The sequence below is a fragment of the Spiroplasma endosymbiont of Acasis viretata genome, assembly GCF_964031275.1.
Taxonomy (GTDB): domain Bacteria; phylum Bacillota_I; class Bacilli_A; order Mycoplasmatales; family VBWQ01; genus Spiroplasma_E; species Spiroplasma_E ixodetis_A.
In genome coordinates this window covers 778739-794385 of sequence record NZ_OZ035019.1, presented here as the reverse complement: position 1 = coordinate 794385, position 15647 = coordinate 778739, and the positions used below count along the sequence as shown (strand labels likewise).

Here is a 15647-nt window from a genome sequence, read left to right as displayed (position 1 = left end):
TAATAACAAAAAATAAAGGAGGGAGGGTGTTAGTAATATGAAAAAAATATTAACAACATTAAGTATTTTAGCAATTACAATTACTGTTGGAAATGTAAATAATGTTAATTTAAATAGTAGTTCGCAACAAAATGCACATATAATTAATAAAACTCAACAAGACACAATTTACATTGACAAAGATGGAGAACAAATAACAACTAATGAAACAGATTTATCAAATATAAATAGCAAAGAAATTGTTCAAATTGGATTTTATAAAAACATCATTAATCAAATTCAAGTGGTTAAAATGCCAAAAACAATTCAAAAAGTGCCAGATCAATTACCACCAGAAATAACTTCTTTAAAACACATGTTTTGAGATGCTATTGTCTTCAATCAAGATATTTCAAAGTGAGACATTTCAAAAGTAACAGATTTAAGTCTTATCTTTCAAAATGCTATTGCATTTAATCAAAGTCTTGCAGATTGAAATACATCAAATGTAATAAATATGAATTCAATGTTTGCTGATGCTTTAACATTTAATCAAAATATTTCAAATTGAAATACTTCTAATGTAACAAATATGAATAAAATGTTTTTTAATGCAAGATCATTCAATCAAAACCTTTCAAAATGAAATGTAAAAAAAATAATAGAACACAGTAATTTTGCTACTGGCTCAAAAATTGATAATCCCAATAAATTACCAAAATTTAAACAATAAAAAAAATAATAAGAAAAAAATAAGGTGGTAAATAATTATGAGAAAACTGCTAAAATTTATATTATCTTTAATGGTTGCAACACCAACAAGTATTAGTTTAGTTGCTTGTGGAGGAACAGTATATCCTGTACATAAAAAAGATTTAAAAGGTTTATCTGATAACTTAGACATTACAACACTTGATAATAATGTAAAAGTTTTTAAAGTTGAATTAATTAATAAATTAAGAAAAAAAACATTTTCAAATTTACAACTAAGCGATGTAAAAATTAGTAAAAATAATAATACACCTCTACAAGATGCTGATATTAAAAATAGAAAATTAATTATAAAAATAATTGGATTAAGTACTTCTATAAACTTTATAGGTGAAAAAACGATAAATATAAATATTACAACCACACAAGAGAAAAAAGACTTAAATTTACTTATAGCAAATCAAAATCTAGGATTTATTAAAATTTTAGCAAAAAATTTAATTCCAACCAAAGAGGAACTTTTAATTGGTATCAAAAGCATAAATTATGATGCTAGTATTTTAACTATTAATGATTTTAATATTAAAGGATCTATTAATAGTACAAGTGCTATAATTGAAGGAACTGGCGACTATAAAGGTGAAATTACTTTAAGTTATAGACAAGAATTTGATTTTAATATATGAAATTTTCTAGACATTCTTGTAATGGGTCATATGAAAAATAAAGGTTATTGATTAGAAAATATGAAACTTAATATTAAAAATAATGAAATTTTATCATTTGATAAAATTTCATTAATAAATTTAACTAAGACCTTTGAAACTTCTGAACAAACAGAACTTAAAAATAATACAAACCTTGAACAACAACTTAGTACACAAGAATACGATAAAGAAGTAACAAATACTTATTCTGTTACTAATACATATGATGTTGGTATAAGTGAAAAAATATCAATACCTTTTGAAGAAACAACCTTTAATTTTAACTTTGGTCATAGTACCACAAATACAAATTCTGAATCAGTAACATTAAAATATCCATCTCAAAAAATAAATGTATTACCTCATAAAAAGGTAAACATAGATTATGATATATTTTTAAATAATACTAAATCTGATTATATTCTAACTTTAAAATTAGATAAGAGTTCAACTTTTTCTGGAAATTTATATTATTGAGAAGATAATGTTAATAAAGGTTGACAAACATATAATTTCTATGAGCTTCTAACAGAATTAAATAAAAATCAATTTGCTAATAATTGTTTAATGTATGCTAACAATAACGAACTATATTATTCTATTCCATTAACCTTATATGGTAAATCTAATGAATTAGATGTTACAGTCAATCCAGAACAACCAATTTAAAGTTTATATAAAATATTTAATTCAAAAATAACATTTTTTAAAATAAAACTGCTCAATTGAGCAGTTTTATTAAATATTTTATTATTAGACTTGGTGCAAAACCTTTAATTTTAATAATTTAACGGTTATTATTAATATCAAAGGTGATAATTATTATGTTAAAAAAATACAAAGATGAACAAGAATTTTATAGTTTAGTGGGAATAAAACTACAAACATTTCAAAAAATGGTTGAAATTTTAAAAAAAGCTGAAGCAATTAAAAAAGCAGTTGGTGGTAAACCTAATAAATTATCAATAGAAAATCGTTTATTAATGACATTAGAATACTGAAAAGAGTATAGTAGTTATAGAGTTATTGCAAAAAGATATAATATTAGTCATACTAGCTGCATTCGTAATATTTTTTGAATTGAAAATACTTTAATAAAAAGTGGAATTTTTAATTTATCTGGCAAAAAAGATTTAATCAAAAATAAAGGAATCAATAATAATTTACTAGCTATTGATGCTACTGAAACTCCAATTGAAAGAATTAAAAAAAACTAAAATTACTTTTTTCGGGTAAAAACAAACATCATACTCTTAAATCGCAAATAATTATTGATATTTTAAATGGAAAAATTATTTCAACCGCTTTTTGTTTTGGAAGCATTCATGATTTTAAATTACTTTTAAAATCTAAAACTTTTATTCATCTAGAAAAACAAGTTTTTGTTGATTCAGGTTATCAAGGAATACAAAATATTCATAAAAATACATTTTTGCCATTTAAAAAAAGTAAATACAATAAATTAATACCAATTCAAAAAGAATACAATAAAACTTTAAGCAAAATTAGAATTAAAATTGAACACGTATTTGCTAAACTAAAACGTTTTAAAATTTTAACTTTAAAATATCGCAATAAAATACGAAGATTTGCATTAAGATTTAATTTAATAGCGAGGCTTTTATGTAATCTGTGTATCTTTGTTTTACAAAGTACTAGTTTAGATTAATTCTATCTTCAAATTTTATCATAAAATGAGCAATTGCTGTATTTCAATTTTGAATGGGCATTGTTCATTTTTTTGTTATATTTTCAATTGCTAAGTAAAATATTTTGAAAACTGCCATATCATTTGGAAAAACTTTTTTATTTCTGATGACTTTTCGTAATTGACTATTTACAGATTCAATAGCATTTGTAGTATAAATCACTCTTTTGATTTCTACTGGATAACTAATAAAAACCATTAAATTATCTCAATTTTTATATCAAGATTTAGCAATTTGAGGATATTGTTTATTTCATTTACTTTCAAAGGATTCTAAAGCCTGCATTGCTTGTTCTTCACTACATGCAGTATAAATTGGTTTTAAATCTGCAACTAGAGATTTTCTATGCTTATATGAGACATATTTCAAACTATTTCTAATTTGATGAACTATGCATAATTGATGTTCTGTTTTAAGATAAACTGATTGTATTGCTTCTGACATGCCTGTTAAATTATCACTGCAGGCAATAAGAATATCATTTAAGCCACGATTTTTCATTTCTGTTAAATTTGCTAATCAAAATTTAGCACCTTCATTTTCACTAATTCATAAACCTAAAACATCTTTTTTACCTTCTAAATCAACTCCTAAAGCTATATAAACTGATTTATTAATAATCCTTTTATCTTGTCGTACTTTCACTACTATGCAATCAAAATAAACAATCGGATAGACACTTTCTAATGGTCGATTTTGCCATGCTTTTACATCATCAATAACATCATCAGTAATTTGGCTAATAACACTTTCACTAATATCAGCACCATGATATAACTCTTGTAATTGCATTCTAATATCTGATAATGTCATTCCTTTTGCATATAAAGAAAGAACTTGTTGATCAAAACCATCAAATCTTCTTTGTCTTTTTGCAACTATTACAGGAGTAAAATTACTATTGCGATCTCGTGGTACATCAATCTCAATTTTACCTTGTTGAGTTATTAATTTTTTTGAACTTATACCATTACGAGCATTGTCACTATTACTATGTTGATTCTTATCATATCCTAAATAATTTTGCATCTCAGAATTCAACATTTTTTCTACTAATCTTTTTGTTAATTCTTTATACAATCCTCCCTCTTTAAAAACTGTTGTTAAATCTTCAGTATTTTCTAATAATAAATCTACTGCTTTTGATATTGGATCATTATTATTAATATTTTGCTTTTTAGCCATCTGTAACTCACTCTTTCTAGTCATTTAATTATATTTACTAGAATTAATTAAACATAGTTATTTTTGTAAGTTACACAGATTACTAAACATTACCTTAATAGCAGGAATATATAATTTTGAATTACCTTAGTTTTGCACCAAGTCTATTAAATCATTGTCACCTTTTCCATCAACAATAATTACTGTTTGATTTAATTTATAAACAAGTTGATTGATTATTGATAATGCTGTTGTAGTTTTCCCCGAACCAGTTGCTCCAATCAATAATGTATGTTGGTTTAGGCCACTTGCCACTTAGCCCTTTTTACTAGACCATTAATTTAAAAAACCTGAATGTATTCTAAAAACAATTGTGTTATATAATTAACACTAATTTTAACCTGAAAGGATTTTTATTAATGGATAAAATTAAACAAATAGCATTAGTAATTAACAAATTAAATATCAAAGAAAAAATTAAAATTATTGATGATTGTAAAAATCAATATTCAATTAGAAACCTATGTCAATATCTTCAATTAAACAGATCAACATATTACTTTTTAAAAAATAAACAAAAACCTATTAAAAAAGAAGAAAATCATATTATTAAATGCAATCATAAATATCAAAAAATATGCCAACTTTTAATCGAATTTCATTCTACAAGAAAAGGCAGAATTTATGGATATTTAAGAATTTTTTCAGCTTTTAAAGAGTGATTAAAACAAGAAAAAAATATCATTTTAAATATAGAATTATCAATAAAACAAATGCGAAAAATTATGAAAGAACACAATATTCAAGGATTAAAACAAACTAAAAATAACTATCCTAAAAACAAAAAAAATCCAAATAAGTGAATACCTACAATGGATAAAGTAAACAAAGATTATAAAAGTACAACCTCTTCAAATCAAATTTGATCAATGGACACTAAACAAATAAATACTAAAGAAGGATGATTATATCTTTTTGTAATTATTGATTTTTATTCAAATAATGTTGTTAGTTATAATATTGCTCCTAATAAATCATATCAGGATTTAATTCTTCCTGCTCTTGAAAAAATCAACAAACAATTTTCTTGAAATCAAATAAAAAATGTTATTTTACATTCAGATAACGCCAACGAATTTTATTGTCACGATATCACAAAATGAGCAGAGGATAAACAAATAATTTTAAGCAAAAAACAACCTTATGATATTGGTGGTAATGTATTATCTGAAAACTGATTTTCTCATTTATCTCAAGAATGACTACCTAAAGGATCAAATCAATATTTATCCATCAATGAAGCTATAAATGATGTAAATCAATATGTTATGTTTTATAATTATGAAAGAATACATTCTAAATTTCTAAAACCACCAATTTTACAAATTAAAATTTAGAATTTTATATCAAAAATGGTCCAGTAATTAAGGGCCAACCACCTTAAAATTTAGAATTTTATATCAAAAATGGTCCAGTAATTAAGGGCCAACCACCAACCTATGTCAATATCTTCAATTAAACAGATCAACATATTACTTTTTAAAAAATAAACAAAAACCTATTAAAAAAGAAGAAAATCATATTATTAAATGCAATCATAAATATCAAAAAATATGCCAACTTTTAATCGAATTTCATTCTACAAGAAAAGGCAGAATTTATGGATATTTAAGAATTTTTTCAGCTTTTAAAGAGTGATTAAAACAAGAAAAAAATATCATTTTAAATATAGAATTATCAATAAAACAAATGCGAAAAATTATGAAAGAACACAATATTCAAGGATTAAAACAAACTAAAAATAACTATCCTAAAAACAAAAAAAATCCAAATAAGTGAATACCTACAATGGATAAAGTAAACAAAGATTATAAAAGTACAACCTCTTCAAATCAAATTTGATCAATGGACACTAAACAAATAAATACTAAAGAAGGATGATTATATCTTTTTGTAATTATTGATTTTTATTCAAATAATGTTGTTAGTTATAATATTGCTCCTAATAAATCATATCAGGATTTAATTCTTCCTGCTCTTGAAAAAATCAACAAACAATTTTCTTGAAATCAAGTAAAAAATGTTATTTTACATTCAGATAACGCCAACGAATTTTATTGTCAAGATATCACAAAATGAGCAGAGGATAAACAAATAATTTTAAGCAAAAAACAACCTTATGATATTGGTGGTAATGTATTATCTGAAAACTGATTTTCTCATTTATCTCAAGAATGACTACCTAAAGGATCAAATCAATATTTATCCATCAATGAAGCTATAAATGATGTAAATCAATATGTTATGTTTTATAATTATGAAAGAATACATTCTAAATTTCTAAAACCACCAATTTTACAAATTAAAATTTAGAATTTTATATCAAAAATGGTCCAGTAATTAAGGGCCAACCACCCAAAAATTTAGTTTAAAAATATCAATTATATTTTAAAAAGAGACACTATTAATAGTGTCTCTTTTTAAAATAAATTATAGTTATTTTGCTTTTGCTAATTTAGTCATAATTTTAGATTTTTGACGAGCAGCTTTATTAATGTGATAAATGCCTTTAACAACAGTTTTATCAATTAAACTACATACTTCATTAACAAGTACTGTAGCATTTTCTGCTTTGTTTTTTATTGATATTTCAGCTTTTTTTAAAGCAGTTTTAACTTTAGATTTATAACTTTTATTAATTTCATTTCTTTTTTGGTTTGTTTTAATTCTTTTAATTTGTGATGCAATGTTAGCCATTTTTTCTCCTTTTTTGTTTTGAACATGTTTTATAGATTAATTACAACAAAAATAATTATAACAAAAATCATAAATGTTGTATAATATTTTTTATTTTTTCAGTATAATTAATGTGTTAGCTTTTTGTTAATAGTATATTTTAATTTTTTTACACTTTTAATGTAAATTATTTGTTTAAAAACTTTAATGATAAATGTAGGTGTGGTAAATAAATGAGTTACTATTTTCGTAACCCTTATCAATTTTCTTACCATAGTATTGGTAGGATTAGAACAAGATTAAAATTGCAAGACTTAAATGATATCCAATTACGTGAATATTGTTTAAAATTGATTAATGAGTCTTATGATATTGAAGAGACAAAAAGTTTTAAATATATTAGAGTAAATAAAACACATCTTTATTTTGTAATTAAAAAAGATGTTAATTTAATTTTAACAATTTCACCGATGAGTCCAACTAAACTATTAGCAGTAATCGAGGAAAATTTATAAATCAAAAAAAGAGGAATAAAAAATGGGAAATTTATCTAGTCAATGATGAATGTTAGCGCTTATAGGAGTAGTTTTAATAATTTTTATTTTTACAACCATTTCAGCAAAAAAGAAGAAAAAAGAAGAGAAAAAACAACGTCAAAAAGAAGTAAAAAATATTATTAAATCCTTTATGCGTGATGAATTAAAATTGCAACATAAAACAGTAGAGTTTGAACAAGTAGTTTCACGTAGTAGTAAAGAATATCGCTATCGTGATGTTTTTGATGTAATTGTAAAATTATATGATTCTAAGAAAAATGATTTATTTGCAACTAAAGCATTTGAGGTAGAAGGATTTACTAAGCAATTATCAAAGAAAGAATTTGAAACAATTTGAAAAGTAAATTGTGAATTGGATTTAGAAGAAACACTTAAGAAAATTGAAATGTCAAAAAAACGTAGTGGTAAAATTAAAATAAAAAGAAAGACAGCAGAAGAAAAAACAGCAATTAAAAAAGAAAATGAAGCCGTTAAACTTGCAATTGAAGAAGAACGTTTACAAAATAAAGAAAATAAAAAACGTGCTAAAAATTTAGAAAAACCTAAAATTGCAATTCATGATAAATTTTCTGGATGAAAAGATAAATAAATCTTTATTTTTAAGTAGGCAATTGGGTGATATGTAATGAAAATTTATAAAGATGATTATAAGCATTTCCGTATTTGTCGAAAACTTTCATGATTTTTAAATGCAAAAAATTATGCTTTAGCTAAGCATTTAATTGAAGAGAAAAAGATAATAAATTTTGTTGAACTAACGCATACTAAAACAAGTAGTAAATTTAAATCTAATTTAATTACTATTTCTGATTTAGATGATGATACATTTGAAAATAATTATAATGAAGAAGATGATTCTGAATTTTATCTTGGTGAAACAATTGCAGATGGTATTGAAACTGGGCACTATGCTCAAGAATATTTTAAAGTAAAATATTCTTATTTTAATTTTGAGTCTGAACCGGGTAATAATGTCATAGAAATTATTAATAATAAAGAGTATGATGTTTTATTTGAACCAAGATTTGAATATCAGGGCTGTGTTACTAAGTGTGATATTTTAAAACGAAATAATGATGGTTGGGATTTAATTGAAGTAAAAGCAGTAACTTGAGTTAAAGAAGAACATATGTGAGATTTACTTTATCAGTATGATATTTTAACCAAATGTGGAATTAAAGTAGTTAATACTTATATTATGTATTTAAATAATAATTATGTTAAAAAAGAAAAAATAGATTTAAATGAATTATTTATTGTTAATGGATCAACTTGGCAAAAAAGTCCTAATACTAAAAAAAGTTTTAGTCTTTTTGAATCAATTCAAGATGAAATTTTAAATAATAATTTGAAATTACAATATGAAAATATTAAGAATATTATTAAAATTAGTGATATTGATGAAATAGTTAAATTATTAACTTTACCTTATTGTCATGAAAATAGTAATCAATTTTGTCCTCATATTTTTAAATATTTTTCTATTCATAATACTATTTTTGAATTATATCGTTTAAGAAAAACTAAGAAAGCATTGTGATATTATGAAGAAGATTTGTTAGAAATTAATGATGAAAGATTATTACCATTTTTAACAAAGTCTAATTTACATTTAAGACAATATGATGTAATTAAAAATGGTGAAAAATTAATTGATGGCAATAAATTTGTTGATTTAAAAATTGAATATAAAAAGTACCAATATCCAATTTATATGTATGATTTTGAGACTATGAAATCTGCAATACCTAAGTTTAAAAATAGTAAACCATATCAACAAATTCCTTTTCAATATTCTGTCCATGTATTATTGGCACCAGATTTTGATTTTAAAACTTATAAATCAATTAAACATTATGAATTTTTAGCAGATGGAAATGATGATCCAAGAGAAATGTTAACAAAAAAATTATGTCATGATTTAATTAATATTCATGGTAAGGGTACGTATGTTGCTTATAATCAATCATTTGAGAAATCTGTTCTTAAAAAATTAGCTTATTATTATCCTCAATATAAAAATAAATTATCATTAATCCATGATGGTACTATTGATTTACAAGATTTTTTTAAAGAATTTAAAATTTATAAAGAACAGTTTTATGGTTCTCTTTCAATTAAAAAAACTTTACCAGCATTTGAACCTTCCTTTTCTTATGAAGGATTAGTTATTAAAAAAGGAGATATGGCATCAGAAGTTTTTCGTAGAAGAGTTGAAAATAACATTAGTTTAACTAATTGAATTCATAATTTTCGTGAAAATATGTTAAAATATTGTGCTCAAGATACTTTAGGTATGGTAGTATTATTCTGACATGTAAAAAATATTATTGAAATGTACAAAGCAAAAATTGAGGGCGAAAATTATGAAAAAATTTAAAATTTTATTTATGGGTTCTTCTTTTTTTTCTGAAAATATTTTAAAAACATTATTAATAACAATGAAAAATGAAGTTGAAATAGTTGGTGTTGTTTGTCAGCCAGATCGTAAAATTGGTCGTAAACAAGAAGTTGTTCCTTTAGCAATTAAACAATTGGCAGAAGAATATCAAATCCCTGTTTTCCAACCAGAAAATATTATTGAAAGTTTAAAAAGTTTACAATTATTAAATATTGATGTTATTCTTACTTGTGCTTATGGTCAATTTTTACCAAAAGCAATTTTAAATTTACCAAAATATAAATGTTTAAATATTCATGCTTCATTATTACCATCATTGCGTGGTGGTGCCCCTATTCAATGAGCAATTATTAATGGATTACAAACTACTGGTATTACATTAATGAAAATGGTAAGTAAAATGGATGCAGGAGCAATTTATGTTCAAGAACAAGTTTCAATTGGTATTGAGGATACATATACTTCTTTAGTTAATAAGTTGATAACTTTAGCACAAAATATGTTAATAAAATATTTATTAAAAATCATTAATAATGAAATACAAGAGCAAGAACAAGATGAAAATAAAGTAACTTTTGGTTTAAATATTAAAAGAAGTGATGAAAAAATTAATTGAAATCTTTCAGCACAATTAATTTCATGTCATGTTCGTGGATTGTATAATACACCAATCGCTTATACTACATTGAATGATAATATATACAAAATTCATCAAGTAACAGTAACTAATGAATTATCAAATGCTCTGCCAGGAACAATTGTTGCAATAAATAAATTAGGTATTATTGTTGCCACTAAAACTAATAACATAGTAATTAAGGTTATTCAACCAGCAGGTAAAAAAGAAATTATAGCAGCTTGTTACTATGGTTCTAAAATTAATCCAATTGCAATTGGTTTTATCTTTAAATAGTAATAAAAAAATAACTAATATTTTTTGGTAATCTAGGAGGAAAAGATGTATCGTTTTCGCTCAATTAAATATCTAGCAATGACTGGTATTATTACTGGTTTATTAGTAACAATTGGTTATTGTTCAACTTTTCTTTTTGGTTGAGCAATTACTAGTTTATTTGGTGGAAATTCTACTTTGCAATTATTTGATGCTGTTTTTATTCCGTTTTGTGCTTTTTTTGAAGGGCCAATGCTGTTATTTGCAGGACCAATTGCGGGTGGCATTTTTGATTTAATTAGTGGTGTTAAAATTGTGGTTATTCCTATTACAATTTTTATTAGAATTTTAATGTTTTTTGTTATTAAGTTATTAATTAATAAATCTTGATGAAGTACTATTTATACTTTCTTTTTTGCTGGTATTTTATTACTTATTTACCCATTGTCTTATTTAGTAATTTATCAAGATTATGCTATTACAGTTAATGAATTAATTACTGATAGTATTCAAGCTATCTTTGCTTATTTTGTTGCTATTCCACTTTATTATGCTCTTAGTAAAAATAAGATTAGATCAAATTATAGTTTTTGAAATGATCAAGAATTTGATTATTTAAAAAATAAAAAAATAACTGTTTTAGAATAGTTTACTTATTATCAATTATTGATATCTAATATAGACAATATGGTATAATTTTATAAACTTAATATAAGTTTATACCCATTTACTTAAGTTTTAAGGTAAAGGGTTTTTAATTAAAATAAGGAGAAAAAGGTTTTATGAATAAAAAAATTAAAAAAAGTTTTAAAAAAATATCTAAGTTAAAAAAAGTAATTAAAAATCATATAGAGGCTTTTATGTAATCTGTGTATCTTTGTTTTACAAAGTACTAGTTTAGATTAATTCTATCTTCAAATTTTATCATAAAATGAGCATTTGGAGGCTTTTATGTAATCTGTGTATCTTTGTTTTACAAAGTACTAGTTTAGATTAATTCTATCTTCAAATTTTATCATAAAATGAGCAATTGCTGTATTTCAATTTTGAATGGGCATTGTTCATTTTTTTGTTATATTTTCAATTGCTAAGTAAAATATTTTGAAAACTGCCATATCATTTGGAAAAACTTTTTTATTTCTGATGACTTTTCGTAATTGACTATTTACAGATTCAATAGCATTTGTAGTATAAATCACTCTTTTGATTTCTACTGGATAACTAATAAAAACCATTAAATTATCTCAATTTTTATATCAAGATTTAGCAATTTGAGGATATTGTTTATTTCATTTACTTTCAAAGGATTCTAAAGCCTGCATTGCTTGTTCTTCACTACATGCAGTATAAATTGGTTTTAAATCTGCAACTAGAGATTTTCTATGCTTATATGAGACATATTTCAAACTATTTCTAATTTGATGAACTATGCATAATTGATGTTCTGTTTTAAGATAAACTGATTGTATTGCTTCTGACATGCCTGTTAAATTATCACTGCAGGCAATAAGAATATCATTTAAGCCACGATTTTTCATTTCTGTTAAATTTGCTAATCAAAATTTAGCACCTTCATTTTCACTAATTCATAAACCTAAAACATCTTTTTTACCTTCTAAATCAACTCCTAAAGCTATATAAACTGATTTATTAATAATCCTTTTATCTTGTCGTACTTTCACTACTATGCAATCAAAATAAACAATCGGATAGACACTTTCTAATGGTCGATTTTGCCATGCTTTTACATCATCAATAACATCATCAGTAATTTGGCTAATAACACTTTCACTAATATCAGCACCATGATATAACTCTTGTAATTGCATTCTAATATCTGATAATGTCATTCCTTTTGCATATAAAGAAAGAACTTGTTGATCAAAACCATCAAATCTTCTTTGTCTTTTTGCAACTATTACAGGATTAAAATTACTATTGCGATCTCGTGGTACATCAATCTCAATTTTACCTTGTTGAGTTATTAATTTTTTTGAACTTATACCATTACGAGCATTGTCACTATTACTATGTTGATTCTTATCATATCCTAAATAATTTTGCATCTCAGAATTCAACATTTTTTCTACTAATCTTTTTGTTAATTCTTTATACAATCCTTTCTCTTTAAAAACTGTTGTTAAATCTTCAGTATTTTCTAATAATAAATCTACTGCTTTTGATATTGGATCATTATTATTAATATTTTGCTTTTTAGCCATCTGTAACTCACTCTTTCTAGTCATTTAATTATATTTACTAGAATTAATTAAACATAGTTATTTTTGTAAGTTACACAGATTACTAAACATTACCAGCAATTGCTGTATTTCAATTTTGAATGGGCATTGTTCATTTTTTTGTTATATTTTCAATTGCTAAATAAAATATTTTAAAAACTGCCATATCATTAGGAAAAACTTTTTTATTTCTGATGATTTTTCGTAATTGACTATTTACAGATTCAATAGCATTTGTAGTATAAATCACTCTTTTGATTTCTACTGGATAACTAATAAAAACCATTAAATTATCTCAATTTTTATATCAAGATTTAGCAATTTGAGGATATTGTTTATTTCACTTATTTTCAAAGGATTCTAAAGCCTGCATTGCTTGTTCTTCACTACATGCAGTATAAATTGGTTTTAAATCTGCAACTAGAGATTTTCTATGGTTATATGAGACATATTTCAAACTATTTCTAATTTGATGAACTATGCATAATTGATGTTCTGTTTTAAGATAAACTGATTGTATTGCTTCTGACATGCCTGTTAAATTATCACTGCAGGCAATAAGAATATCATTTAAGCCACGATTTTTCATTTCTGTTAAATTTGCTAATCAAAATTTAGCACCTTCATTTTCACTAATTCATAAACCTAAAACATCTTTTTTACCTTCTAAATCAACTCCTAAAGCTATATAAACTGATTTATTAATAATCCTTTTATCTTGTCGTACTTTCACTACTATGCAATCAAAATGCCACTTGCCACTTAGATTCTATTTCATTTAATTTATCTTCAATTGCTTTTTTTCAAGTTCTGTATTTTCTAGTTTATTTTTTAGTTCTTGTAGTTATTCACTATCTTTATTGTTTTCAATTTCTTCTAATAGTTGTTCTATTTCTTTGTTGGCTTCTTCTAATTTAATTTGTGTTTCATTTAATTTAGATTGAATTTCTTCTTTCTCTTGTTTAATTTTTTCTAATTCTGTGTTAACATTTTCTTCTTCCTCTTTTTCTTCTTCAGTTTCTTCTTCAAATTCATTTATTGTATTATCTATTTCATTATTATTTAGTTTACTTGACATAAAATTTGTCTCCTTTTTATTTATTAATTTGATTTATTTTTGGACTCCTTTTATAGTAATATTTTAATAAAACACAAATTTAGAGTAGAAATTAAATTATTTTTTTGTTTTTTGAAATAATAAATAAATTCAGTTGTTTAAAATTTCATTAGACTTGGTGCAAAACTAAGGTAATTCAAAATTATATATTCCTGCTATTAAATTAAATCTTAATGCAAATCTTCGTATTTTATTGCGATATTTTAAAGTTAAAATTTTAAAACGTTTTAGTTTAGCAAATACGTGTTCAATTTTAATTCTAATTTTGCTTAAAGTTTTATTGTATTCTTTTTGAATTGGTATTAATTTATTGTATTTACTTTTTTTAAATGGCAAAAATGTATTTTTATGAATATTTTGTATTCCTTGATAACCTGAATCAACAAAAACTTGTTTTTCTAGATGAATAAAAGTTTTAGATTTTAAAAGTAATTTAAAATCATGAATGCTTCCAAAACAAAAAGTGGTTGAAATAATTTTTCCATTTAAAATATCAATAATTATTTGCGATTTAAGAGTATGATGTTTGTTTTTACCCGAAAAAAGTAATTTTAGTTTTTTTTAATTCTTTCAATTGGAGTTTCAGTAGCATCAATAGCTAGTAAATTATTATTGATTCCTTTATTTTTGATTAAATCTTTTTTGCCAGATAAATTAAAAATTCCACTTTTTATTAAAGTATTTTCAATTCAAAAAATATTACGAATGCAGCTAGTATGACTAATATTATATCTTTTTGCAATAACTCTATAACTACTATACTCTTTTCAGTATTCTAATGTCATTAATAAACGATTTTCTATTGATAATTTATTAGGTTTACCACCAACTGCTTTTTTAATTGCTTCAGCTTTTTTTAAAATTTCAACCATTTTTTGAAATGTTTGTAGTTTTATTCCCACTAAACTATAAAATTCTTGTTCATCTTTGTATTTTTTTAACATAATAATTATCACCTTTGATATTAATAATAACGGTTAAATTATTAAAATTAAAGGTTTTGCACCAAGTCTATTTTAAAAAAATGAATAGTAATTTAATAGTTATTGTTCTTACAAGGATTAATTTTAATAAATTAATAAAATTTTTAATGCTAGATTTGATTGTAAAACTTCAATTAATTATCATTTTTATTTTTTATATTTAAGATTTACTTAAAATATTTTTTTATTTAAAATTATAGATTTAAAAATATAAAAAATGCATTAATATATTAAATTAGTTACTATATTAAATAGTAAGTAATATTGAATTAAATGAATTAATTTTATATAATTTAATGATAAATTTTTATTTTTTAAAAGTTATTCTAAGCAAATCTTAACTAAAGTTTATATCTGAAAAAATGAATATACAATAAAAAAAATACCAGTTAAATTATATTTTTAATTAAATAGAAAAAATCTTTCTTGTAATTTTTATTATATAAAGTTA

18 protein-coding genes and 1 pseudogene are annotated in these 15647 nt (G+C 23.3%); 11 read left to right on the top strand and 8 right to left on the bottom strand.

The genetic code is table 4. The features are described 5' to 3' along the window. Positions 1 to 37 precede the first annotated feature (37 nt). The 4 genes from AAHM96_RS04450 (at position 38) to AAHM96_RS04435 (ending at position 3066) form a co-directional block, all read left to right on the top strand. Positions 38 to 712: a BspA family leucine-rich repeat surface protein gene (locus AAHM96_RS04450; protein WP_342272771.1), complete on the top strand. Its 675-nt coding sequence runs from the start codon at positions 38 to 40 to the stop codon at positions 710 to 712. Positions 713 to 749: 37 nt separating this feature from the next. Beyond that, on the top strand, positions 750 to 2066 hold the full coding sequence (locus AAHM96_RS04445; protein WP_342272770.1) for an ETX/MTX2 family pore-forming toxin: 1317 nt from the start codon (positions 750 to 752) through the stop codon (positions 2064 to 2066). Positions 2067 to 2221: 155 nt separating this feature from the next. Next, entirely contained in the window at positions 2222 to 2614 is a 393-nt protein-coding gene (locus tag AAHM96_RS04440; RefSeq protein WP_342272766.1) for a transposase family protein, read from the top strand. Between the two features lie 2 nt (positions 2615 to 2616). Beyond that, positions 2617 to 3066, top strand: coding sequence for a transposase family protein (locus tag AAHM96_RS04435; protein ID WP_342273718.1), 450 nt, complete (start codon positions 2617 to 2619; stop codon positions 3064 to 3066). Here the strand turns inward: AAHM96_RS04435 and AAHM96_RS04430 are convergent. Then, entirely contained in the window at positions 3053 to 4291 is a 1239-nt protein-coding gene (locus tag AAHM96_RS04430; protein WP_342273717.1) for an IS256 family transposase, read from the bottom strand. The two genes, AAHM96_RS04435 and AAHM96_RS04430, sit on opposite strands and share 14 nt — an antisense overlap. Before the next feature lie 126 nt (positions 4292 to 4417). Further along, on the bottom strand, positions 4418 to 4585 hold the full coding sequence (locus tag AAHM96_RS04425; RefSeq protein ID WP_342272769.1) for a helicase HerA domain-containing protein: 168 nt from the start codon (positions 4583 to 4585) through the stop codon (positions 4418 to 4420). Between the two features lie 104 nt (positions 4586 to 4689). Here AAHM96_RS04425 and AAHM96_RS04420 point away from each other — a divergent pair, with 104 nt between their 5' ends. Further along, positions 4690 to 5667: an IS3 family transposase gene (locus tag AAHM96_RS04420; RefSeq protein ID WP_342272762.1), complete on the top strand. Its 978-nt coding sequence runs from the start codon at positions 4690 to 4692 to the stop codon at positions 5665 to 5667. Positions 5668 to 6019: 352 nt separating this feature from the next. Further along, positions 6020 to 6643 (top strand): DDE-type integrase/transposase/recombinase, encoded by a 624-nt coding sequence (locus AAHM96_RS04415; RefSeq protein WP_342265927.1) that lies wholly within the window; start codon positions 6020 to 6022, stop codon positions 6641 to 6643. A gap of 123 nt (positions 6644 to 6766) precedes the next feature. Here the strand turns inward: AAHM96_RS04415 and rpsT are convergent, their stop codons facing one another. Further along, on the bottom strand, positions 6767 to 7027 hold the full coding sequence (gene rpsT, locus AAHM96_RS04410) for a 30S ribosomal protein S20 (protein ID WP_342272768.1): 261 nt from the start codon (positions 7025 to 7027) through the stop codon (positions 6767 to 6769). 212 nt (positions 7028 to 7239) lie between these two features. On the opposite strand from rpsT, the gene AAHM96_RS04405 reads away from it, so the two are divergent. From AAHM96_RS04405 to AAHM96_RS04385, 5 genes are read left to right on the top strand one after another with little or no spacing between them, the layout of a single operon-like run. Next, positions 7240 to 7521, top strand: coding sequence for a hypothetical protein (locus tag AAHM96_RS04405; protein WP_174480491.1), 282 nt, complete (start codon positions 7240 to 7242; stop codon positions 7519 to 7521). Between the two features lie 22 nt (positions 7522 to 7543). After that, entirely contained in the window at positions 7544 to 8152 is a 609-nt protein-coding gene (locus AAHM96_RS04400) for a hypothetical protein (RefSeq protein WP_281747823.1), read from the top strand. A 36-nt stretch (positions 8153 to 8188) separates the two neighbouring features. Further along, positions 8189 to 9943, top strand: a complete 1755-nt coding sequence (locus tag AAHM96_RS04395) for a DUF2779 domain-containing protein (protein ID WP_338975295.1) — start codon at positions 8189 to 8191, stop codon at positions 9941 to 9943. Beyond that, positions 9930 to 10877, top strand: a complete 948-nt coding sequence (gene fmt / locus AAHM96_RS04390; RefSeq protein ID WP_338977334.1) for a methionyl-tRNA formyltransferase — start codon at positions 9930 to 9932, stop codon at positions 10875 to 10877. Before AAHM96_RS04395 ends, fmt begins: the two co-directional genes overlap by 14 nt. A gap of 45 nt (positions 10878 to 10922) precedes the next feature. Continuing rightward, positions 10923 to 11504, top strand: coding sequence for a hypothetical protein (locus tag AAHM96_RS04385; RefSeq protein ID WP_338960836.1), 582 nt, complete (start codon positions 10923 to 10925; stop codon positions 11502 to 11504). A 335-nt stretch (positions 11505 to 11839) separates the two neighbouring features. Here AAHM96_RS04385 and AAHM96_RS04380 read toward each other — a convergent pair whose 3' ends face one another. The 5 genes and pseudogenes from AAHM96_RS04380 to AAHM96_RS04360 form a co-directional block, all read right to left on the bottom strand. Beyond that, positions 11840 to 13078, bottom strand: coding sequence for an IS256 family transposase (locus tag AAHM96_RS04380; protein ID WP_342273672.1), 1239 nt, complete (start codon positions 13076 to 13078; stop codon positions 11840 to 11842). An 82-nt stretch (positions 13079 to 13160) separates the two neighbouring features. Further along, positions 13161 to 13847 (bottom strand): annotated as a pseudogene (locus AAHM96_RS04375) (IS256 family transposase); the annotation flags it as partial. Positions 13848 to 13940: 93 nt separating this feature from the next. Next, a complete protein-coding gene (locus tag AAHM96_RS04370) occupies positions 13941 to 14174 on the bottom strand; it encodes a hypothetical protein (protein ID WP_342272767.1) in 234 nt (77 codons plus the stop codon). A gap of 165 nt (positions 14175 to 14339) precedes the next feature. After that, positions 14340 to 14762, bottom strand: a complete 423-nt coding sequence (locus tag AAHM96_RS04365) for a transposase family protein (RefSeq protein WP_342273715.1) — start codon at positions 14760 to 14762, stop codon at positions 14340 to 14342. 2 nt (positions 14763 to 14764) lie between these two features. After that, positions 14765 to 15157, bottom strand: a complete 393-nt coding sequence (locus AAHM96_RS04360; protein ID WP_342272766.1) for a transposase family protein — start codon at positions 15155 to 15157, stop codon at positions 14765 to 14767. Positions 15158 to 15647 lie beyond the last annotated feature (490 nt).